Origin of the sequence: Mycobacteroides saopaulense, from assembly GCF_001456355.1 — a bacterium.
Taxonomy (GTDB): Bacteria; Actinomycetota; Actinomycetes; order Mycobacteriales; family Mycobacteriaceae; genus Mycobacterium; species Mycobacterium saopaulense.
On sequence record NZ_CP010271.1, the window covers coordinates 1,938,157 to 1,959,607 of the forward strand.

Below are 21,451 nucleotides of genomic sequence, written 5' to 3' on the forward strand. Positions count from 1 at the left end.
TCATCTCCCGATAGTTCGACAACTAGGAGAGGGCCGAGCATTGGTTGCAGTGGCTATCATTGGCATCGGATGCAAATTCCCCGGGGGAATTGGTGATCCGGACAGTTTCTGGAACTTTGTGTTACACAAAGGCGACGCTGTCGTCGATATTCCGAAGGATCGCTGGGACGCGGACAAGTACTACGACCCCGACCCGGATACACCGGGCCGGATGTACACCCGCAGGGGCAGCTTCCTGACCCAGGAGTTCCGGCGGTTCGACGCGGACTTCTTCGGGATCTCCCACCGCGAGGCCGCTGTCCTGGATCCCCAACAGCGACTTCTGCTGGAGACCACCTGGGAGGCGCTGGACGACGCGGGCATCGCCGCACAGGCGTTGGGCGGCAACGTGGGAACGTTCATCGGCGGCTTCATGAACGACAACATGATCAGCCGTGGGCTGGCCCGAAACCTCGAGAAGATCAACAACTTCGCGGCCTTCAGCGCGTCGCAGACCTTGTTGTCCAATCGCATCGCGCACGCGCTCGATTTCTGGGGACCGAGTATGACCGTGGACACGGCATGCTCGTCCTCGCTGGTGACGACGCACCTGGCGGTACGGGCGGTCGCGAACGGTGAATGTGACGTGGCGCTTGCCGGTGGCGTGAACGTCATGTTCCAGCCGGAAACGTTCATCACCATGTGCAAGGGCAGGTTTCTTGCCGCCGACGGTCGCAGCAAGTCGTTCGACGCGGCAGCCGACGGCTATGGCCGCGGTGAGGGCGTCGGGATCGTGGTGCTCAAGAACCTTGAGCAGGCGCAGCGCGACGGTGACCATATATATGCGGTCATTTTGGGCAGCGGGGTCAACCAGGACGGCAGAACGATAGCGTTGCCCGTCCCCAACCCGGTGTCACAGCAGCGGCTCGCGGAGCGGGTGCTCAACGAGGCGGGCGTCGACCCGGCCCTCGTCGGATACATCGAGGCACACGGCACGGGCACGAGCGTCGGAGACCCGTTGGAGGCCGCGGCATTAGGGCACTCGTACGGCCAGGCCGCCGGTCGCGCGGAGTCCCTGGTAATCGGTTCGGTGAAGAACAACTTCGGGCACACCGAAGCCGCGGCGGGCGTCGCGGGCCTGATCAAGGCCGCGCTCACCGTGCAGCGCCGGACCATTCTGCCGCAGGTCGTGCTCGACAAACTCAATCCCGAAATCCCCTTCGACGAACTTCGGATCCGCATACCCACCGAGGTCGAGCCGTACCCCGACCTGGGCGCTCCGGCATACGCTGCGATCAACAGCTTCGGCTACGGCGGGACCAATGCGCACGTCATCGTGTCCGAGCCGCCCGCGCCGGTCGCCGCTGCGCCGGTCAGGGACAGCATCCGGATCTTCCCGGTCTCCGCGCGCAGCAGTACCGCCCTGCACGAGGTCGCCGGGCGTTATGCCGAGCTCTTGGGTTCCGATACCTCCGGCGAGAACACGCAACGTCTGAAGACCGCGGTCACCGGCCGCCGTGCGCACCACTACCTTCGCAAGGGCTTCATCTACCGTGACGGGGACGACCTTCTCGCACAGCTGAATTCCTATGCCCAAAGCGATGAAGCGGCACCGGCGCGTGCGCTGGTCGAGGGGATCTCAGATCCGGTGTTCGTCTTCAGCGGTATGGGCCCACAGTGGTGGGGGATGGCGCGTGGTTTGTTGGAGACGCCCGGTGTCTTCCGTGACACCGCCGCCGAGATCGACGCGGTGTTCCAGGAGATCTCGGGCTGGTCGGTGATCGCCGAGCTGCTGCGATCCGAGGGAGACTCCCGTGTCAGCCGTACCGAGATCGCCCAGCCGGCGAACTTCCTGGTGCAATCGGCGTTGGCAAAGCATTTGCAGCAGTTCGGGATCCGGCCCGCGGCGGTAGTCGGACACAGTGTCGGCGAGGTCGCCGCAGCATATGCGAGCGGTGCGTTGTCCCTGCGAGACGCCGCCACCGTCTCCTTCCACCGCTCTCGACTGCAGGCCAAAACAGCGGGGTCCGGCGGCATGCTGGCCGTGGGGCTCGATGCCGAGGAAGCCCAGCGCCGAGCCGCGCGCTTCGGCTCTGCGGTATGTGTCGCGGCGATCAACAGCGCTTCGGCCACAACGCTATCCGGCGACTCCAAGGCCCTGCGGATCCTGCACGACGGGCTTGCCGAAGATGGAGTCTTCGCCCGCATGCTGCACGTCGAAGTCCCGTATCACAGTCAGCTCATGGACCCCATCCTCGATGAGCTTGCGACCTCTCTGGCCGGGCTTGCCCCGCGTCAGGCGGACGTGCCGTTGTATTCGACGGTGACCGGCGAGAAGATCGACAGCGCTGCATTCGCGGACCCGGACTACTGGGTCAAGAACGTGCGGGAAAGCGTCTTCTTTGCCAAGGCCATCGACACACTTATCACGGACCGCTACCGGGTGTTCCTGGAGCTCGGGCCGCACCCGGTGCTGCTCGGGAACATCCGGGAAAGCTTTGTACGCCACAGTGTCTCCGGTGCGGCGGTGCAGACGTTGCACCGGGATCAAAGTGATGAGCAGTCGGTGCTGCAGGCCATTACCGACCTGTACGCGGTCGGCGCGATCGATGTCCCCGGTGAGGCCGCGCTCTATGAGGACGGCGCGGTTCCACACATGGAGTTGCCGAAATATCCATGGTCGCAGGACGAGCTGTGGGAGGAAGATCCGCTGACGCTGCGAGCGCGCTATGGCGACGCCGATCGCTTCGCGCTTCTCGGCGACAGGGCGGACGCGCTGACGCCGCAATGGGAGGTCACCCTCGCTGCCGCGAACCTACCCTGGCTCTGCGACCACACCGTCCTCGGTTCGGTCGTGCTTCCCGGCACCGCGTATCTCGACGTGGCACTGTCGGCCGTGCGTCAACGATCCGGTCGCACCTATGCGGGCCTGGACTCCGTGGTCTTCGCGGTGCCGTTGGTAGTCGCCGAACACGATGCGCCGATCACGCGGCTCACCGTGGACGAACCGACGAAGAGGTTCACCGTCAACGGCCGCTCCGCGCACACCCAACTGTGGACGGCGCACGCCAACGGCAGATTGGTCGAGGCGAACCCGGGGACGTTACGGATCGACGTCCCAACACAATCCGAGTTCGACAGGGTCTTCGAGGGCGACGACGTCTACAAGGGGTTGTCCGCGGTCGGGCTTTCCTACGGTCCCGCCTTCCAGCGAATTCGCAACGTGCGCATCAGCTCCGCGGGTTGCGTCGCGCAGCTGACGAGCCTGGACGCGGAGTCTCAGCCCAGGCATGCCGTCCACCCCGCACTCGCCGACTCCGCATTGCAGTGCATCGCCGTTCTCTTGGCGGCGCGCCCGGAGCTGGACATACCGCCCACGGCGCATATCCCGGCGGCGGTCGACCGGGTGCGGCTCTACCACGAGGTGCCAGAGGATCCGATCGCGGTCGTGGAGATCACCGGCACCCAGCCGTTGCGGGCGAATGCCTATTTGGCTTCGCCGGACGGCGACGTGGCACTGGCGATGACCGGAGTGACGCTGCGGCCGGTGGGATCGGCCACGGAGCCGCTGTCCGAGCTTGACCAGTACTTCTACGAGCCGCGTTGGGAGCCTTTGGAAGAGGAGGTCGACGGCCAACCTATCGCGCCGCCCGCGGCGGCCCGCCCGGCAAACGTGATCGTCGAGATCGGAGACGCGCCCGCCGCTGTTGTCGAAGGCGCACGCCGCGCGTCTGAAGCCGACGCGGTCGTCCTGACGGCCGAAGCCGAGCAGTCCGCGGAGTTGGCGGAGGCCTTTGGTGCAGCGCTGGGCAGGGACGCGTACTTGCGTGTCTTGGTGACGGTCGGGTCGGGCGGGGCCCTGGTGGAAAGCCTGTATCAGGTGGTTACCGTCGCGCAGGCACTCAGGACGGTGCTGGAGGCCGAAACCGAACGCGGCGTGGTGAATCCGGATGTGCAGGCGGTCCTCGTCAGCCAAGGGGCCTTCCTCGCGCCGGGCGATCGTGATCTGGTGTTGGACCGGGCCGCGCTCGTCGGGGCACGGCGTGTGTTGGCGAATGAGCAGCACCCCGCCAGATGGTCCCTGGTAGATCTGCCCGATTCGGCCTCCGCGGCCGAGGTGGCCGCGGAGATCTCCGCGATGACCAAGGCCGAAGAGGTGGCCGTCCGCGCGGGACAGCGCTGGACACAGCGGATGCGCCGTTCGTTGTCCGAACTCGTCGCGCCGTGGGAAGAGCCATTCGAACCCACGGACCCCGATGTTGCCTATGAGGTGCAGATCCCGGACACGCGCACGCTCAAGGACATCGCGCTGCGCGCCTGCGATCGTGTCGAGCCGGGACCCCGGCAAGTGGAGGTCCGGGTGGAGACCGTCGGCCTCAACTACAAAGACCCGCTGAAGATTCTCGGGATCTTGACCGAGCGCGAGCTCGGCGAGACGTACTTCAAGTTGGAGCCCGGCATGGAGGGCTTCGGTGTCGTCACGCGGGTAGGGTCCGCGGTCAACGAGCTTCGGGTCGGGGAAAGCATCGCGGTCGCCGAGCGCGGTCTGCTGCGCCGGTACCTGACCTTCGACCTCGATGGCGGGGCCGCGTGGGAGCGGATAGAAGACGAGCATCTGCAGCGTGCGGACTTCGATCCACTCGCGGTGGGCTCGGGCGTCCCCTTCTTCACGGCGGGCTACGCGTTCTACAAGCTCGCCGACCTCCAGCCTGGCGAGACGGTGCTCATCCACGGCGCGGCCGGCGGCATGGGCATGGGTGCGGTGCAGGTCGCAGTCAACATGGGCGCGACCGTGTACGCGACGGCCGGCACCGAGGAACGCAGGCGTGCGGCGCTGGAACTCGGCGCAGCCGCGGCCTTCGACTCGCGGTCCGTCGGGTTCGTCGACGACATACTGCGCATCACGGAAGGGCGAGGAGTCGACGTCATCTACAACTCGCTGCCCGGCGAGATGATCGCTCAGAACTTCGCGGTCGCCGGAGAGTTCTGCCGAATCATCGAAATCGGCAAGGCTGACATCTATTTCGGTGGCGCGATGGATCTCAAGCCATTCAGCGGGAACCTCTCGTTCCACTCGATCGACATGGATCGCATGCTGCGGCTGCGGCCGGAGATCTTCCGCGAACTGCGGCGCGAGTGCACCGAGATGCTCACCTCGGGCAAGCTCACCCCGCTCCCGTTCACGCGGTTCCCCATCGAGGAGGTCGTGGGGGCGTTCGAGGCGGTGTTCCGGGCGGAACACATGGGAAGGATCGTGCTGGACTTCCGGAACCAGACCCCGAAGCTGCTGCCCCGCAAGGCAGATCCTGCACCCGTGCTCGCCGGCCACTCCTACCTCATCACCGGTGGATTCGGCGGGTTCGGGTTGGCCACCGCGCGTTCGCTCGCCAGGGCCGGGGCTACCCATCTGATTCTCGCGGGGCGCAGCGGCGCCACCACCGAGGTGGCGCGGGCGCAGATCGAGGCGTTGCGCGCCGCCGACGTGGACGTGTGGGAAGAGCGGATCGATATCAGCGACTACGACCAGGTCGCGGATCTGATCGGCAAGGTGGAGGCTTCGGGGCATCCGCTGCGCGGTGTCTTCCACGCCGCGGCGGTGGCTCATGACGAGGTGATCGCCGATATCAGCGCCGAATCGTTGCACAAGGTTTTCGCGCCGAAGGTGCAGGGCGCACTGAACCTCGACAAGGCCACGCGCGAGCACAATGTGCCACTGGACCACTTCGTGCTGTACTCCTCGATCAGTGGTCTCATCGGCATCGTGCCGCAGCTGACGTACGCGGCGGCCAACAGCGTCCTGGACGCTCTCGCTCATTCGCGACACGCGGACGGACTGCCCGCGCTGTCGGTGAGCTGGGGTGCGATGAGCGGCGGTGGCATGGCCGAGACGGACGCCATTGTGAAGTTCCTCGACTCGGTGGGATTGCGCCGCCTCAACATGGATCTCGGGGCGACGCTCATGCACGAGTGTTCCCGTTTCAGGCTTCCGCATGTCGCGGTCGCGGGCGTCGACTGGGGGGTCTTGCGTACCCCACTGCCCTCGACGGCCAAGAGCACACGGTTCGCGCACCTGTCCGCCGAGGCCGCAGCAGTGTCCAACGAGCAGGCCGCCTTCCGTGCTGCGGTGCTGGCACTCCCCGAGGAGGAGCGGGGGCCGATGGTCACCAAGGAGTTGGCCAAGGAACTCGCCAACGTGCTCAAGGTCGATGTGGACAGCATCGACCCCACCGGACCGATCGCCGACCTGGGGATCGACTCCCTGATGGCGGTCGAGTTCGCGGCCCGGGCCGGCAAGCAGTTGAACATCCAGATCAGTGCGTTCCAGTTCACCCCCGACCTCACCCTTGAGGCGGTCGGTGCCCGAGTCGCACTACTCATTGCGCAAGGGGTCGGCGATCCCGAGCATGACGCGATATAGAGGATCGGCGTGACTGTTGCGACTCCGCTCGAATGTTGGTGGTGGCCCAGGGCTTATCAACCCTCCTTGCCGACCGTGTTGTTCTTCCCGGGCGCCGGGGCCAATCACGCCGGTGAACAGCACCTGGTTCCCCATCTGGCGGGGGTGAACTTCGGGGTGTGGCGGATGCCGGGGCGCAGCACCCGGTCGACCGAGCCATCGCCGGAGAGCCTGCGCGCGTTGTCGGAGGACTGCGCGTCGGCGATCATCGGGCTCGGTTGCCGTCGACCTGTCCTGGCGGGCAAGAGCTTTGGTGGGCTGTTCGGCTACACGGTATGTCAGGCGTTGGAGTCACGAGACTTCGCGGTGGGCCGGTTCGTCCCGGTGGTCAGCGGGCATCCGTCCTTGTGGCGAATGGATGCTCTCTATGCCAAGACCCGGGGGCACAACCCGAAGCAACATGCGCTCTGGAGGCTCACCAACGACGAGCGGCGCGGGGCGTGGCCGCCGAAGAAGATCGCCGACGAGTCATTGCTGGAGCAGGCGCGGTTGCATGCGGTGATCGATTTCAGTCTTGGCCTGCAATCGATTTCGCGCCGCCGGATCACGACTGCGATCACGGAGGTGAGCGCGAAGGATGACGAGGTGATCCCCAAGTTTGCACCACCGCGCCGATGGGCACCGTACACGAAGGGGGAGTTCACCAGCATCCTCGTGACGGGCGGGCACTACTTCTACTGGTCGAATCCGCAGGCCTTGGCGACCATCTTGACGCACGAGGCCGAGTTGGCCCTCGGCGGCTCGTACTCCTACTAGCCGCCGAGGCCTACCAGCCGCTGAGGCCTACGGGGTCTCGCGCTGGCAGTCGGGACCGGTGTACTGCCAGTTCGGGTTGCTGGTGTACTCGCAGCCCGGGCCCACGTACTTCCAAGCGGGGGCCGGCGGCGGCAGTTGTCCGCCTTCGCCGCGCCAGTTGGGTCCGGCGTACCGCCAACCCCATTGGCTGAACCAACTGTCGGGGTTCACGCAGCCCTCCATGGTTCCTGGCCCCCAGGGGGGCGGCGGTGAAGGATACGGTCCGTTGAAGCACACGTCCGCGGGGGCGGGGCTCGGCTGCGCCGAGGCCAGGCCCGCGTTGATGACGGCGACCGGAGCGGCAATGACGCCAGCTGCCAACACGGCCTGCCCAAGCTTGATGATCTTGTTCATCGCACAACCTCCGACGTTGGATGCCGCTGTGATTGGGCAAGATTAGCGCACTATCATCCGTTTTCCCGGCAATTGTGTTAATTGCGCTCGATGGCTTTGCGTGGCGTGGAGCCGGACTCACCACACCGGCTCCCACCAGTCATGTCGCCGGTTTTGGTGATGCCGATTTCTCATATCCGACGGCGGTCAGGTGGTTCGCTGTCACGGGCCGGACCTTGTGTGACTGCGGAGCCGGGCCACCACTACGCTGACACGACGTGGCACGTCGCAAACATGCTCAGCCCTGCAAGTGGTGCGGGCGTGAGGTCGACGACGCCGAACTGGGGCGGCGGCGCCAATATTGTCGCCAGTCCTGCCGACAGCGCGCCTACGAACAACGTGCCGCGGTCAAGGGCACCTCGGTGCCCGCCGATGCCGTCGTGCTCACCGCCGACGAGGCGACCGACCTGGCAGATCGCGTGTATCAGGCGCGATGCGCGGCCGAGGACGTTGCGACCGCGGTCGAGGAGGGTGCGACCCAGGAGGAACTGCGCCAACTGTGCGAAGAACTGCTACGGGCCGCCAAGGCTGCGGACGGTTGGCGTTAGTCCCCTCCGTAAGCGCGAGCAGACGTAAAAGCCCCCAATCACCCGGCGTGTTGGGGGCTTTTACGTCTGCTCGCGCTTAAGTCTTCACCGAATCCGAACGCGCCCATAGTTTGTCAACACCTGTCGATACACAGCCGCCGACCCGTGAGGATTCCCGAGCTTTTCATGACCACCCGTAATACGTTGGTGGCCGCTGCGGCGACTGACACAGATACCCCCGCTTCCACCCCGTCCCGGCGGGAGTGGGTACTCAATCGGCGCTGGGAAATCGTTCGATTTCTCTCCCCGTTAGCGGTGCTGCTCATCTGGCAGGCAGCCAGCGCCTGGGGGTTGATCGATCCGGACATCCTGCCCGCGCCCTCGACCATCGCGCACGCCGGAATCGAATTGATCGGCAACGGACAGCTTGCCGAGGCGTTGCGGGTATCCGGCGTCCGTGCCGCCGAAGGACTGCTGCTGGGCGGCCTGGTGGGTGTGGTGCTGGGCGCCGCGGTGGGGTTGTCACGTCTTGTCGACGCGGTGGTGGACCCGACCATGCAGATGGTTCGGGCGCTGCCGCATCTCGGGCTGATCCCACTGTTCATCGTGTGGTTCGGCATCGGGGAGCTGCCCAAGGTGCTGATGGTGGCGCTCGGGGCGGCGTTCCCCTTGTACCTCAACACCACCTCCGCCATCCGGCAGGTGGACCCCAAGCTCTTCGAAACCGCTCAGGTGCTTGGGTTCTCCTTCTGGCAGCGTCTGCGGGTCATCGTCGTGCCCAGTGCGACACCCCAGGTGCTCGTGGGCTTGCGTCAGTCTCTGGCGTTGTCCTGGCTGACCCTCATCGTCGCCGAGCAGATCAACGCCGACGCCGGGGTGGGCTTCCTTATCAACAACGCACGTGACTTTCTACGTATCGACGTCATCATCTTCGGTCTGGTGGTCTACGCGCTGCTGGGCATTGTCACGGACGCCGTCGTGCGCGTGCTGGAACGGCGTGCGCTGCGATACCGATCATGAAAGGCAGATCATGACAGCGGTTTTCGAGGTCGCCGAGTTGTCGGCGCAGTCCGCCACCCCGGCGGCCGAACTGGCATCGGTGACCAAATGGTACGGACGCAACCGCGTGCTGGACGACGTGTCGTTGCGGGTCGGTCGCGGTGAGATCGTGGCGTTGGTGGGACGCAGCGGCTCTGGCAAGTCGACGGTTCTGCGGGTGTTGTCGGGGTTGGCCGGTGACTACGACGGCGACCGCGAGGTCTTGGGCGCACCCGCGGTCGCCTTTCAGGAACCACGGCTGTTCCCGTGGCGCTCCGTGCGCGATAACGTGCTGTACGGGCTCACCCGCACCAAACTGTCGAGGACCGAGGCACTTTCCCGTGCAGAACGAGCCCTGGACGAGGTGGGGCTGGCCGACAAGGCGCAGGCATGGCCGTTGACGCTCTCGGGCGGACAGGCGCAGCGGGTGTCCTTGGCGCGTGCGCTGGTCGCGGAGCCGCAACTGCTGCTCCTCGACGAGCCGTTCGGCGCCCTGGACGCGCTGACCAGGCTTTCCATGCACCGACTGCTGCTGAATCTGTGGCGGCAGCACGAATTCGGCGTGCTACTGGTCACGCATGACGTGGACGAGGCGATATCGCTCGCGGACACCATTGTGGTGCTGGACGAGGGCAGGGTGGTGCACACGCTGCGCATTCGGAATCCACGCAAACCGCAGGGCAAGCATGACGCCGAAACCGAGAAATACCGAGGAGAGCTCCTTGCGCAGCTTGGCGTTTAAGTCAATCGTCGGTGTAACCGCGATTCTGTTGTCGTTGACGGCGTGCACCTCCGGTCGTGACGAGGCAGGTGATTCGGCCGCGCCACAGCTTGTCCCGCTCTCGGAGCTGGCAGGTCTGACTCTGCATGTGGGGGATCAGAAGGGCGGCACGGAGGCGCTGTTGCGGGCGGCGGGTGAGCTGGACAACGTGCCGTACAAGATCGAGTTCTCCACCTTCACCTCCGGCCCGCCACAGATCGAAGCGGCGACCGCGGGCAAGATCGACTTCGCTGTCACCGGCAACACGCCGCCGATTTTCGGTGCCGCTTCCAAGGCGAAAATCAAAGTGGTGTCCGGATACACCAACGATGCTTCCGGAGATCAGATCCTGGTTCCCGCGGACTCCGCCATTCACGCGGTGACCGATCTGCGCGGTAAGAAGGTACTGGTCGGCAAGGGCAGTTCGGCGCACGGTCATCTGCTGCTCCAGCTGCAGAAGGCCGGTCTCACCATCAAGGATATTCAGGCCGTGTTCTTGCAACCGGCCGACGCGTTCACCGCGCTGAGTCAGGGCCAGGCCGATGCATGGGCCATCTGGGACCCGTACACCGCGATCGCCGAAAAGCAGCTCAAGGTTCGTACTCTCGTGACCGCGAGCGGCGTCGCCAACGGATACGGGTTTGGTGTCGCCGCACAATCGGCTCTGCGTGATGCCCAACGCAATACGGCATTGTCCGATCTGGTGCAACGCATCGCCCGGGCCAGCTCCTGGGCGCAGGCGCATCCGCAGGAGTGGTACGCGAAATACGCCGCGGCCATCGGAATCGACCCCGCGGCAGCCGCTTTGGCGCAGTCGCGCAGCGTGCGCCTGTCGATACCGCTGAACGACGAGGTGAACGCCTCGGAGCAGAACCTGACCGATCTGTTTGCCCAGTCCGGCCAGATCCAGGGCAAGCCCACGTTCTCCGATTTCGTCGACAACCGCTTCAACGACGTTCTCAGCCAGTTCTTCGTCAAGTCCCAATAACTCACCCAAGGAGAGCATTCCCGTGGCCGCCAAGTTTTTCTGGTTTCTGCCCACCAACGGTGACAGCCGTTCGATCGTGGGCGCCTCACACGCCTCGACGCACCACACCGTCCCGGCGGGCTACCGCGAACCGAGCCTGCGGTATCTCGGCGAGGTCGCTCGTGCCGCGGACCGGCTGGGCTTCGAGGGTGTGCTGACTCCCACCGGCACCTGGTGCGAGGACGCCTGGCTGACCGCGGCCGGGCTGCTGGATCAGACGGAGCGCCTGAAGTTTCTGGTGGCCTTCCGGCCGGGATTGGTACCGCCCACCCTGGCCGCGCAACAAGCGGCGACCTTGCAGCGCTTCTCCAACGGCCGATTGCTGCTGAATGTGGTCAGTGGTGGTGATGATGCAGAGCAGCGGCGCTTCGGCGACTGGCTCAGCCACGACGAACGTTACGAGCGCACCGGGGAATTCCTGCAGATCGTCCGCGACGTCTGGAAGGGCGAGCCTGTCGACTTTTCTGGAAAGCACTACACGGTCACGGATGCGCGCGTATCGGAGCCACCAAGCCCGTTGCCGCAGTTATATTTCGGCGGTTCCTCCCCGGCGGCACTGCCCATCGCGGCCGATCACGTCGACGTGTATCTGACCTGGGGTGAGCCACCGGCCGCCGCGGCAGCCAAGATCGAGGCGGTGCGCGCGCTGGCCAAGGAGCGCGGACGGAACCTGCGATTCGGAATCCGGCTGCACACCATCAGCCGCGACACCTCCGAGGCGGCCTGGGCCGTCGCGAACTCGTTGGTCGGGGAGCTGACGCCCGATCAGATCGCCAAGGCGACAGCGCTGCATTCGAAGTCCGAATCCGAGGGGCAGCGTCGCATGACGGCGCTGCACGGCGGCCGGCTCGACAAACTGGAGATCTATCCGAACCTGTGGGCGGGTGTCGGACTTGTGCGTGGCGGTGCGGGTACGGCCCTGGTGGGCAGCCACGAGGAGGTCGCCAACTTGATCTCCGAGTACCACGCCCTCGGGTTCGACGAGTTCATCCTGTCCGGGTACCCGCACCTGGAAGAGGCGTATTGGTTTGCCGAGGGCGTGCTGCCGTTGCTCAGGAAACGCGGAGCGCTGGCCGCGTAGGCGGTGAGTATTCGTCAGCCCGGTCCGGCTGTCGGTAGGTACTCGTAGGGTGGGGTCATGGGATTGAGTTTGGAAGAACGACAGGCATTTTTGGCCGAGCCCCATGTCGCGGCGATCTCGGTGAGTGCCGGGGCGGAACGAGCTCCGCTGACCGTGCCGATCTGGTATTTCTATACCCCCGGCGGTGATCTCTGGATCCCGACGGGTAAGGGGTCGCGGAAGCATCAGCTGATCGAGGCGGCGGGCCGGGTGACGCTGATGGTCGATCGGGAACAGCCGACGGTGCGCTACGTGAGCGTGGAGGGCCCGGTCACCAAAATCGTGGCTCTCGAACACGACCAGCATCGGCAGGTGGCCGCGCGCTACATCCCCGAGGAGTTTCTCGAGGGGTATCTCAAGTACGCCGAGGGATATGGCGAGCAGATCGCCGTGTATGTCTCGCCGGAGCATTGGCTCTCGGCAGACCTCGGTGGCCCGGAGAACTGGGGCTGATTCCTCGGTTCCTCAACGGGGCATCGGGAACGTCTCGCTTCCCGGATCGCCGGCGGGTATGACCGGCAGCGTGAGTGTCGAGGGGTGCGCCGCATCATGGAGGATTGTCTGGGTGGCGGTGCGCAGCTCGGCGTGCTGACCGAAGGGCGCACCAGTGTTCGGATTCGGTGCGTACTGGGGGAAGTCGCTGCTGGAAATCTCCAGCCGGATGCGCTCGCCGGACCGGAATTGGTAACTGACGGGCCAGATGTCGATGCGGTACATGCGTGGCTGTCCCGCGGGGACGGGGTGTCTCTCGGACAACGATTGCGCTAGCGAGGTCCGGACGATGCCGTTGTTGAGGTTGACGGCCGTGCCATCCGATCGCACGACAACAAGCTTCGCGGTGAAATCGGTGTCCGGGGCCGACGACGACGCCCATAGGTCGACGGTGATCGGGCCGGTGACCTCGGTGTCGGCGGATAGCGGGGCGCCGGTGTACGTCAGTACATCGGGACGCTGCTCCACGGCCGTCTGGTCGTATCGACCTTCGGGAGCCGAATCGGCGGCGCAGCACGAATGCCCGCCGGCACTCGGCACCGGATCGGCCGGGTCGTAGAGATAGGTATCGGGCCGATCATGAGGTGATGACGAGCTCCGCAGGGTTCCATCATGTTTCGCACCGGGACCACCGAGGTGATAGACGGTCCAGTCCGTCTGCGGCAGCGGCCACGCGGGCGCGCTCTTCCATTTGTTCGCACCCATCAGGTAGTAGTCGACGCGGGGCGACTCTGGGGCGACGGTGTTGTCTGCGCCTTTGAGGAAGTGATCGAACCACGCCAGCTGCAACTCGTTCACGGGGCTGTTGGCGCCCGGCCCCAGTTCCTTTAACAGTGGTGACGGGCTTGACAATTCGCGACCCCAGGCAAGGTGATCCCACGGCCCGATGACGATGCGTTGATGACGACGTGCCTCCGGGGACCCGCCGCGTGCGGACATGCCTGCGAAGTTCTCCAGGCCACCGCGTAAGAACGCGTCGTACCAGCCCTCGAAGTGCAGCACCGGGACATTGACGCTCTCGTACCGGTCACGGATGCTCCACCGCCTCCAGTAGTCGTCGCGGGTCGAATGCGTGATCCAGTCGAAGTACCACGGCGCCACGCGGGGATTACCCGGCTGCATCGGTGGAAGACCCGCGTAGGGGCGGAAAGCGAGCCAGCGATCACGCTCCTTGGCGGCGGCCTCGAGTTGTGCGACGGCGGCATCATCGCCCCGGTTCTCCGCCGCCGTGGTGGCGATCGTCCCCATCGCCCAGGGCAGCACGAAGCCGAGCCGGAACTCGCCGCCCTCATAGGTCCAGCCGTCGTAGTAATCGGAGGCGGTGTTGGAGGGGACGATGGTGCTCAGGTGTGGGGGAGTCATGGTGGCGGCGAGCCATTGTGTCGCACCGACATAGGAGGAGCCGTACATTCCCACCTTGCCCGTGGAACCGGGGAGACCGGCGGCCCATTCGATGGTGTCGTATCCGTCGGTGCCGTCGTTGCCGAATTCGGTGAAGACCCCGTCCGAGGCGCCCTGACCCCGTATGTCCTGCACCACCACGAGGTAGCAGTGGGAGGCGAACCAGTCCGGCGCGCGGAATCGCGACGGCTGCACCTGCGCACTGCTCTTGCCGTACTGGGTGCGCATCAGAATGACCGGAACGGGATCCTTGAGCTTGGGGCGGTAGACGTCGGCGCGCAGGATTGTGCCGTCACGCATGGTGGCCGGCACATCGGTCTTCTTGGCGACCGCGCACGGACCGCGACCGTCAGCAGGCGGCCAGGAGGCCGCGCCGGTGTTCGTGTGCCCGCAGGCCGTGAGTACGAGACTCAGCGTGGCGGCGAACATTCCCAGACGTCTGGCCGAACCTGCGATCACTCCGAAAGGGTACCGAGGGTGAATCTGCCCGATGGATCCCCGAAGTGATGGGCCACCGCGCGAGAGGTTCGGTGTCAGACCAGAGCCGGTGTCGCGTTGCGCTGTGCGAGTTTGTCGAGGAACTCCGGGGTGACATTGGCGTTCGCCGCGCGCAGGGGGCTGGACGACAGCGGGTCCATGGCCCGCAGGACGAGCAGGTGCTCACCCCAGCACGGCGTCAGCCCGGCCAACGGCGCTCGCGGGGCGGGCTTCTCCTCGGTGCGCAGCGCGCACACCACGCTCAGATGGGGAGCGTCGGTAGTGCCGGTCAGCTCAAGAACCGTCCAACGTTCGGGCAGTGCGGCGCTCCAGACATCCCTCAGGGTTTCGGGCAACTCGCCGTTCACGGTGGCGCGATAGGCAGCCAGGTAACCGTGATCGTCGATGACCCCGCGCGAGCCCTCCTTGACCTGGACGGGCAGTGGCGCGTTCGGGCTCTCGGCCGCGTTGACGTGCCAGCCCAGCTCACGCAGGTGATCTGCCAATCGGCGTGCCACCGTATCGGCGGTCTCGCGCAAGGGGATTCGCGGGGACCGTGCCTGCAGCGCGGTGAGGTTGGCCGCGGCACCAAGGGTCAGGCTCACCCAGGTCTTGCTTTCGGCGCCGACGTCTGCGGTGGTGACCCGGATGGACGAGCAGCGCACGCCATAGCGATCCAGGTACCCGGCGATAAGCCCGATCGGCACTTCCTCACCCGATTCCGGTGAGGTCAGCTCCAGGGCCACGGTGCTGCGTGCGTCGACGCCTGCGGTGACAACCTGAGCGGTATCGGCGGCGGGGGTCCGTCCGGAGATCCGGCGGGCCAGCAGTTTGGTGAACCGTCCGAGAAGGTCGGTGAGGAAGGTGCCGCGCCACCACACCAACAGAACCAGCGCCAGCACTCCGGCGGTGATCGCGATCCAGCGGTCGGCGGGATCCCGGCGGTAGAGCGCGAAGGCGCCCATGGCGATCAGCGTGGCCACCAGGGTCAGACGCAGCGTGCCGGGCACCGGCGGTCGATACAGCTTCAACTTCTTGCTCTCATTCGTGCTCACTCAGTGCTCTCCTGTCTGCGACGTGCGCTGAGCGCGGCGACGACGATCACCGCGAGCAGGCATACACCGGCGCCCAGGAAGGCGAGTCGCCGGGGAAGTGGATTTTCCGGGGTGGGAGGGGGTGGAGGCACGACAGCACGCGCGCTGGGACCTGCCGGCGCGTTCCCGTTGGCCGGGACCTCCCAGGTGAGTGCGGCGACCGGGTCGACGGTTCCCGCTCCGACGAGATTCGAAGGTGATCGTCCCGCGTCCCGCGCGGTTCGTTGCAGCCGCGAAATGACCTGAGGTGCTGTCAATTCGGGATAGCGGCTGCGTACCAGCGCCGCCACCCCGGACACGTATGCGGTGGCATAGCTGGTTCCGAAGAGAGGAACCGCCTTGCCGTTCTGGCCGATCATTCCGTTGGCCAGCCCGCCTTCGGCATCGTTGGACAGCGACGTCACGTTCTCGCCGTTGGCCGCGATACCCACCCATGGGCCCGCCATCGTGAACTTCGACGGGCTGCCATCGGCACCCACCGAGCCCACGGACAGCACATACGGCTGCCACCAGGATGGAACCGAAACAGATTCCACCCCAGTCCAGTTCCTGGGGTCGGCGCTGAGACCGCTGAACGGATTCTGCTGGCAATTGGCGCCGCCGCCGTTGACGTTGCCGGCCGCCGCGACGACGACGGCGTCCTTCTCCTCGACCGCGTACCGCAGTGCTGCGCCGAGTGCCGCCTGGTCGATGGGTTTGGCCGCCGGAACACAGACAACCGACGAAATGTTGATCACACGCGCCCCGAGGTTCGCCGCATGCACGATCGACCGGGCCAGCGTGCTGACAAATTGGGTGGCGCCGTTGGTGGTCGGGTCGCCGCCGGTGAGCCGCGGAGAGAACTTGGAGGATTCCTGACGGATCGAGATCAGTTTGGACGCCGGTGCGATGCCGGAGAATCCGTCGGGACCGGGCTGGGCGCCGATGATGCCGGCGACCATGGTGCCGTGCCCGTCGCAGTCGGTGAGCCCGTCGGTTGACTGCACGTAGTCGCCGCCGCCTTCGACATGAAGTCGCGAACTCGGCTTCACCCCAGTGTCGATGACGGCGACGCTTTGGCCCTCACCGCGAGAGAAACGCCATGCCTCTTCGAACTCGGGTGAAGGTTTTCCGGAGGTGCCCGTGCCGGGCAACAGCACCGTGGTGCTGCACGCCGCGGACTGCGTGCCGGCGGTGGCGCTTGGGGATGAATCCCGTGGTAGCGCAGCGGGATCTGCTTCCGGCTGGATGACCGCGTTGGCGGCGGGAGCCGTCATGGGAGACAGCGCCAGCAGCATCGCGGCGACGGCGCCCACAGACAGAAATCGCATCATCGGTTGAGGATCCAGGTGAACAGCCCGGTGAGGTATGCGATGACCGGCAGCAGCGAGGCGTCAATGCCCGAAGCGAGGAATCCCAGGAGACGCCGGCTGGGCAGCGAGTAGCTCTCTGCCTCACCGATCTTCGGGTTGAACACGACGACTGCCACCGCCGCCACCAGGAACGCCAGCACTCCGAGCGCAACCAACGCGCCGGTGTAGCGCCCCGCGGCGGCGAAGATCACCAGCAGTGTGGTGGTCACCAGGAACGGTACGGCCAGCAGCCAGGCCTTGCACACGGCCGAATCCCATACCCGCGCGCGCAGTGCGGCTCCGGCGCTCACCGCGACCACCAGGTACCAAGCCCATGGGCTGACGGGCGCCGATCCGCTCACGATGGCCAGCGATCCCAGGATGGCCAGAAGCGAGGCGCCCGCGATGAATCCGCTCTGATGCGAATCGCTCAACTGAACGCGTCGCGGCAGGTCCTTGAGAACCGACATTCCGGGGGCAGAGGGGGTGGCGTCGCCCGGGGCGGGAATGGTCGGCAGAGGGAAGCGTGCGGCCAAGGCCGAAAGCTGTGCGGCACGCAGGGTGACCAGCAGTGCGACGATGATCAGTCCGCTGCCCACGATGAGCAGGGAGGGATGCCAGAGGATCTGAGCGCCTGCGGCAACCGCGATACCGACCGACAGCACCGCAGTCGCGGTGAAGAAGGCGATCAGCTGGCGCGCCACAATCAGGTAGATCAGCGACCATGCGGCCACTCCGGCCGCGCCGAGTAGAACGCGCGGTGCCAGTCCCTCACCGGGCACGGCCAGGGCAAGTGCCCCGGCAATCGGGGCCAGTGCGACGATGGCCAGCTCCGCGCCCAGGCGCGGGGAACGCATGTGCGCCACCAACGCACCGATTGCCGCGGCTACGGCCACCACTGCCAGACCGGCGAGGCTCAACGACGACCCGGTGCGAAGGTTGTGCACGATGGCCAGAACCGTTGCTGCCACGATCAATCCGAGGACACCCAGGCGTGCGACGCGGGCAATGTGCTCGGCACCCCACGGACGCTTGCGTGATTCGGAGAAGATGACGGCTGCGTCCGCGATGTCCTCGACGATGCCCGGTGCGGCGGGGCCGGCGGGGGTGGGGCGCAGGGTGAGCAGGTCGCCGTCGACGACGCCCACGGTGTCCAGGGTCGCGTCGGCGCTGAACGGAGCACCGTTCACCGGGGCCAGGCTCAGCCGTTGAGGCGTTGCCGATTCAGGGGCATCGGGTGCCACCATCCGGTGTACCGCGGGAATGATGTCGCGCATCGGCAGCTGTGTCGGCAAGGCGACTTCGGTCAGCTTCTCTTCACCGAGCACGGCTACCCGGACGATGGGCATCACGGCGTTGTCAGACATGGTGTTTCGTTGGACTCTCTCGATAGGGGGTGGGGCTCAATGGGGAACTACAGGAACAGCATCAGTCGAACTCTCGGGTCAGCCGGGCATCCGGGAACCAGTGCCCTTCCGGGAGCGTGGTCATCAACTGCTCGACGGCCACGGCGATCGCGAACGGGGTTCCGGGCGCGAAGGTTGACAGCCAGGTGCCGTCGCCGGCACGGTGCGGGCTGACGAGGATGCGTCCGGCGCTGGTGTCTACCACGCTGATACCCACCTCGGAGGTCTGCTGGGTTGCGCTATCGCGTTGTCCAGCAACTACTTCGACATAGTTGCGGTTTCCGACGAACGCTGATTCCACCACATTCTGCGCGGCGGGAGGGACACCCAGATATCCCATGACATCGGCCAGCGAGGCGCCGGAACGCAGCTGCTCGTCGGCCTTGGCTCCCACGTGAGTGGGCAGGGTGAACTCGGGGAACCGTGCGGGTGCGCGCCATCGAAGCCCGGCGACCACGCTGGGGACGAGCGCGGAGGGGTCATCGGCGTCGACCACGGTGAAGGTGATCAGATGTGCGTTGCGCAGTGAGACCACGGTTTGTGCGCGGCCCTGCGACTGTTTGCGCGCGATGATGCCGCGCATAACGTCCGGGTTCTCTGAACCTGCTGCGACATAACGCAGTTCGAGCCAGCGGTCGGGGCGGCACACCGCGCGAATCCATCCCGCCACGGCCGGATCCACTGTGCCGTCGGGCAGTAGAACTCCGGCGCGGGTGAGTTCCTGAACTCGCTGGGCATTGAACCCCGCGCGTTGTGCTTCATCCCGGAAGGGGACGGTGATCGCCAGCACCCAGGGAAAGGTGCCGGCGCTCAACGTATCCGCGAGGAACCAGGCCTGGTCGACCGTCAGCTCGACGGCATCCGGCGACCGAGTGGCCTGGTTCATCGCACGATCAGGTGCAGGAGCACCAAGGGCGTCTATGCGCCCCATTTGGCTCCTTCGGCCATGTCGCGGGCGTTCATCGAGAGGGTGTTGGTCTCGTGGGTGCTGCCCATGGCGCGGTAGGCGCGCACGAGTTCTTCCATCGCGGTGTTCCACTGAGCCTGCCAAGCGGCCTGACTCATCGAGGTATCACCATGCCAGGCAGCCTGCAGAGAAGCCTGCTGAGCCGCCAGGTCGGCGCCCAGAGCGGTCAGCACACCGGAGAAGGTGTTCATCTCACCGGCATGGGCCAGCATCGCGGGATAATTGAAAGTGATCTGCGACATTGTCTTATCCGTCCTTTCCTAGACGCCGACGTAACGGCTGGCAGCGGCGGCGTCTTCTGCGACGTAGGTCGCCGCGGCGTCACCAAGGTTGACCTGGGCGATATCCAGCAGTGCGTTGACCTTGGCGGCCACCTCCACGAACCGGGCGTGCGCGGCTTGGAAAGCAGCCGAGGACTCACCGACATGGAACGCCTGCGCCGATATCGCCGCCGACTCGGCCTGCGAAATCGTCGAACGCATCAAAGCGGTCTTGGCTCCGAAGGTGCCCTCGGCGGCCACCAGAGCGGGGATGTGTGCGTCAAGCAAACTCATAGGATCCTCTCCTTACTCTCTGTTTCTCGTTCGTGTACTGCGTCGTGCGTCTGTGGCGAATCAGGTGCTCGACCCCCTGTCACCGGGCGGCCAGTCCTCGTCCGGCGCTGGCGCAGAGGGGGTTCCGGGGTCGTGTTCGGGATCGGTGCCCCAGGTGGTGGGGAGCATGGGCATGGTCCGGGTTCCGTCCACTGCCTCCGCGGCGGATTCGCGCTTGACAAGACCGGCCGCGCTCGTCGTCGAGGTGGTCCTGGGCACGGTGCCGGCGAATCCCAGCTGCCCGGCTCCGCGGCCCGAAGACCCCACACCTGCGGGCTGGCGGGTGGCCGACTCGGAAAAGTCCGGGCTCACCGTTGAGTTCATGTCCATGAACTGGTGCGCCGGGTCCTTGATCCGGGCGCCGCGCTTGCGGCGCGCCCGTGAACGTGCCGAGGCTGCGGCCGCGGCGGCCGCGGAGATTCCCGCGGCGGGCGCCTTGGCGCCGCTGCCCTCGTTCAACGTCGGCCCGAACCGTGCCGCGGGCGGATCTTCTCGCGCCGCGTAGACCAGGTATGCCGGAGCCGCGGCAGCCGCCGCAGGCGAGGCCGGAGCGGTGGGCGCCGATGCCACACTTGAGCTGCCGCTCAGTGGCGCACCGCCACCGCCGGGCAGTCCGCCCATCGCAAATGGTTGCTGCTGAGGCGCATTGCGCTCGATCCTGGCAGCTTCCGGAGCGGGTTCCGGCGCCGGTGCGTCGGCCTCGACCGGTACCGGGTTGACGAGCTGCGCCAGTCCGACCAGAAGCAACGGCAGCCACAGCGGCGCGGACAGCATCACACCCCAGAAGGTGAATCCGAAGGGGATGAAGAAGGCTTCGTACGCGATGAAGAACAGCAGCGGTCCCCAAGCCACCAGTGCCTCAAGGGGATTGCGCAGGAAGTCTTGCAAGATCTTCTGCAGGGTGCCCAGTGGATCGCTGAAGAATTCCTGGATCTGCCGCATCAGCTTTTCGAAGAAGCTCTCGCTGTTGTCCAGTGCGGTGCCGGATTCGAGGGCTTGGGCCTGTGCGGCCATGCCGGTCATGTCGGCGGTCATGCGGGACATCTCCCCGCCCGGCGCCATGATCATCGGCGACGGTTCCGTGGGTGCGGCGGCGGCCAATGCCGTACTCGAGACACCTTGGTAGATGCTCATGGTGGTGGCGGCCTGGACCCACATCCGGATGTAGTCGGCCTCGTTCACTGCGATGGGAATCGTGTTGATACCGAAGAAGTTGGTGGCCAGCAGCACGCCGTGGATCATGTGGTTGGCAGCCAACTCGGCCAGCGTGGGCATGGCGGCCAACGCCGTGGTGTACCCGGCTGCCGCCGTCTCGTGCAGGACGGCGTTGGTGGCGCTCATCGCGCTCTGCTGCGTCAGCCACGCCAGATACGGCGCATGACTGGCCACGTACTGCATGGCACTGGGCCCCTGCCAGGGACCGGCATTGGTGGCGGCCAACAGTTGGGTCAACTCCGTGGCGGCCGTGGCGTACTGCACCGAGAGCGCCTGCCATTGCGCGGCAGCTGCCAACAGTGCGCCCGGGCCGGGCCCGGCGCTGAGCAGCGCCGAATGCACCTCGGGGGGCGAAGCCATCCAAATCGGAGCCGTCACC

At 66.0% G+C, this 21,451-nt stretch carries 17 protein-coding genes; 8 read left to right on the forward strand and 9 right to left on the reverse strand.

Annotated features, from left to right (window positions below; genetic code table 11):
- Positions 1-40 precede the first annotated feature (40 nt).
- Positions 41-6,397 carry a type I polyketide synthase gene (locus MYCSP_RS09650; protein ID WP_088413684.1) on the forward strand — a complete coding sequence of 2,119 codons (6,357 nt, stop codon included), beginning with the start codon at positions 41-43 and terminating at the stop codon, positions 6,395-6,397.
- A gap of 75 nt (positions 6,398-6,472) precedes the next feature.
- Complete coding sequence (locus MYCSP_RS09655) at positions 6,473-7,192, forward strand: thioesterase II family protein (protein ID WP_070910823.1); 720 nt, start codon at positions 6,473-6,475, stop codon at positions 7,190-7,192.
- Positions 7,193-7,219: 27 nt separating this feature from the next.
- On the opposite strand, the gene MYCSP_RS09660 is transcribed toward MYCSP_RS09655, so the two are convergent.
- A complete protein-coding gene (locus MYCSP_RS09660) occupies positions 7,220-7,585 on the reverse strand; it encodes a hypothetical protein (RefSeq protein WP_070910822.1) in 366 nt (121 codons plus the stop codon).
- Between the two features lie 257 nt (positions 7,586-7,842).
- On the opposite strand from MYCSP_RS09660, the gene MYCSP_RS09665 reads away from it, so the two are divergent.
- The 6 genes from MYCSP_RS09665 to MYCSP_RS09690 all read left to right on the forward strand — a co-directional run bounded on the left by MYCSP_RS09665 (position 7,843) and on the right by MYCSP_RS09690 (position 12,549).
- On the forward strand, positions 7,843-8,172 hold the full coding sequence (locus tag MYCSP_RS09665) for a hypothetical protein (RefSeq protein ID WP_070910821.1): 330 nt from the start codon (positions 7,843-7,845) through the stop codon (positions 8,170-8,172).
- Positions 8,173-8,337: 165 nt separating this feature from the next.
- Positions 8,338-9,171, forward strand: coding sequence for an ABC transporter permease (locus tag MYCSP_RS09670; protein WP_088415549.1), 834 nt, complete (start codon positions 8,338-8,340; stop codon positions 9,169-9,171).
- A gap of 10 nt (positions 9,172-9,181) precedes the next feature.
- Positions 9,182-9,931, forward strand: a complete 750-nt coding sequence (locus MYCSP_RS09675) for an ABC transporter ATP-binding protein (protein WP_083018335.1) — start codon at positions 9,182-9,184, stop codon at positions 9,929-9,931.
- Entirely contained in the window at positions 9,876-10,937 is a 1,062-nt protein-coding gene (locus MYCSP_RS09680; protein ID WP_083018267.1) for an ABC transporter substrate-binding protein, read from the forward strand. Before MYCSP_RS09675 ends, MYCSP_RS09680 begins: the two co-directional genes overlap by 56 nt.
- Before the next feature lie 22 nt (positions 10,938-10,959).
- A complete protein-coding gene (locus MYCSP_RS09685) occupies positions 10,960-12,057 on the forward strand; it encodes an LLM class flavin-dependent oxidoreductase (protein ID WP_070910819.1) in 1,098 nt (365 codons plus the stop codon).
- Between the two features lie 57 nt (positions 12,058-12,114).
- Positions 12,115-12,549, forward strand: a complete 435-nt coding sequence (locus tag MYCSP_RS09690) for a pyridoxamine 5'-phosphate oxidase family protein (RefSeq protein ID WP_083018263.1) — start codon at positions 12,115-12,117, stop codon at positions 12,547-12,549.
- 12 nt (positions 12,550-12,561) lie between these two features.
- Here MYCSP_RS09690 and MYCSP_RS09695 read toward each other — a convergent pair whose 3' ends face one another.
- From MYCSP_RS09695 to MYCSP_RS09730, 8 genes are all read right to left on the reverse strand, one after another.
- Positions 12,562-14,418 carry a CocE/NonD family hydrolase gene (locus MYCSP_RS09695; protein WP_162266344.1) on the reverse strand — a complete coding sequence of 619 codons (1,857 nt, stop codon included), beginning with the start codon at positions 14,416-14,418 and terminating at the stop codon, positions 12,562-12,564.
- Between the two features lie 104 nt (positions 14,419-14,522).
- Positions 14,523-15,521, reverse strand: coding sequence for a type VII secretion protein EccE (gene eccE, locus MYCSP_RS09700; protein ID WP_083018259.1), 999 nt, complete (start codon positions 15,519-15,521; stop codon positions 14,523-14,525).
- Positions 15,518-16,873 carry a type VII secretion-associated serine protease mycosin gene (gene mycP, locus MYCSP_RS09705; RefSeq protein WP_088413685.1) on the reverse strand — a complete coding sequence of 452 codons (1,356 nt, stop codon included), beginning with the start codon at positions 16,871-16,873 and terminating at the stop codon, positions 15,518-15,520. Before mycP ends, eccE begins: the two co-directional genes overlap by 4 nt.
- Positions 16,870-18,258, reverse strand: a complete 1,389-nt coding sequence (gene eccD, locus MYCSP_RS09710; protein ID WP_088413686.1) for a type VII secretion integral membrane protein EccD — start codon at positions 18,256-18,258, stop codon at positions 16,870-16,872. Before eccD ends, mycP begins: the two co-directional genes overlap by 4 nt.
- 61 nt (positions 18,259-18,319) lie before the next feature.
- Positions 18,320-19,183, reverse strand: coding sequence for an ESX secretion-associated protein EspG (locus MYCSP_RS09715; protein ID WP_088413687.1), 864 nt, complete (start codon positions 19,181-19,183; stop codon positions 18,320-18,322).
- Between the two features lie 32 nt (positions 19,184-19,215).
- Positions 19,216-19,506: a WXG100 family type VII secretion target gene (locus MYCSP_RS09720; RefSeq protein ID WP_070913619.1), complete on the reverse strand. Its 291-nt coding sequence runs from the start codon at positions 19,504-19,506 to the stop codon at positions 19,216-19,218.
- Between the two features lie 18 nt (positions 19,507-19,524).
- Positions 19,525-19,818: a type VII secretion protein EsxS gene (locus MYCSP_RS09725; RefSeq protein ID WP_088412985.1), complete on the reverse strand. Its 294-nt coding sequence runs from the start codon at positions 19,816-19,818 to the stop codon at positions 19,525-19,527.
- Positions 19,819-19,878: 60 nt separating this feature from the next.
- Positions 19,879-21,450 carry a PPE domain-containing protein gene (locus MYCSP_RS09730; protein WP_088413688.1) on the reverse strand — a complete coding sequence of 524 codons (1,572 nt, stop codon included), beginning with the start codon at positions 21,448-21,450 and terminating at the stop codon, positions 19,879-19,881.
- Position 21,451: the final 1 nt, after the last annotated feature.

What these genes read in the sequence shown, in the direction of transcription:
- MYCSP_RS09675 (WP_083018335.1), top strand. Translation starts at nt 9,182, where the DNA reads ATGACAGCGGTTTTCGAGGTCGCCGAGTTGTCGGCGCAGTCCGCCACC.
- MYCSP_RS09670 (WP_088415549.1), top strand. Translation starts at nt 8,338, where the DNA reads ATGACCACCCGTAATACGTTGGTGGCCGCTGCGGCGACTGACACAGAT.
- MYCSP_RS09695 (WP_162266344.1), bottom strand. Translation starts at nt 14,418, where the DNA reads ATGTTCGCCGCCACGCTGAGTCTCGTACTCACGGCCTGCGGGCACACG.
- MYCSP_RS09660 (WP_070910822.1), bottom strand. Translation starts at nt 7,585, where the DNA reads ATGAACAAGATCATCAAGCTTGGGCAGGCCGTGTTGGCAGCTGGCGTC.
- MYCSP_RS09680 (WP_083018267.1), top strand. Translation starts at nt 9,876, where the DNA reads ATGACGCCGAAACCGAGAAATACCGAGGAGAGCTCCTTGCGCAGCTTG.
- MYCSP_RS09690 (WP_083018263.1), top strand. Translation starts at nt 12,115, where the DNA reads ATGGGATTGAGTTTGGAAGAACGACAGGCATTTTTGGCCGAGCCCCAT.
- eccD (WP_088413686.1), bottom strand. Translation starts at nt 18,258, where the DNA reads ATGTCTGACAACGCCGTGATGCCCATCGTCCGGGTAGCCGTGCTCGGT.
- MYCSP_RS09720 (WP_070913619.1), bottom strand. Translation starts at nt 19,506, where the DNA reads ATGTCGCAGATCACTTTCAATTATCCCGCGATGCTGGCCCATGCCGGT.
- MYCSP_RS09715 (WP_088413687.1), bottom strand. Translation starts at nt 19,183, where the DNA reads ATGAACCAGGCCACTCGGTCGCCGGATGCCGTCGAGCTGACGGTCGAC.
- mycP (WP_088413685.1), bottom strand. Translation starts at nt 16,873, where the DNA reads ATGATGCGATTTCTGTCTGTGGGCGCCGTCGCCGCGATGCTGCTGGCG.
- MYCSP_RS09725 (WP_088412985.1), bottom strand. Translation starts at nt 19,818, where the DNA reads ATGAGTTTGCTTGACGCACACATCCCCGCTCTGGTGGCCGCCGAGGGC.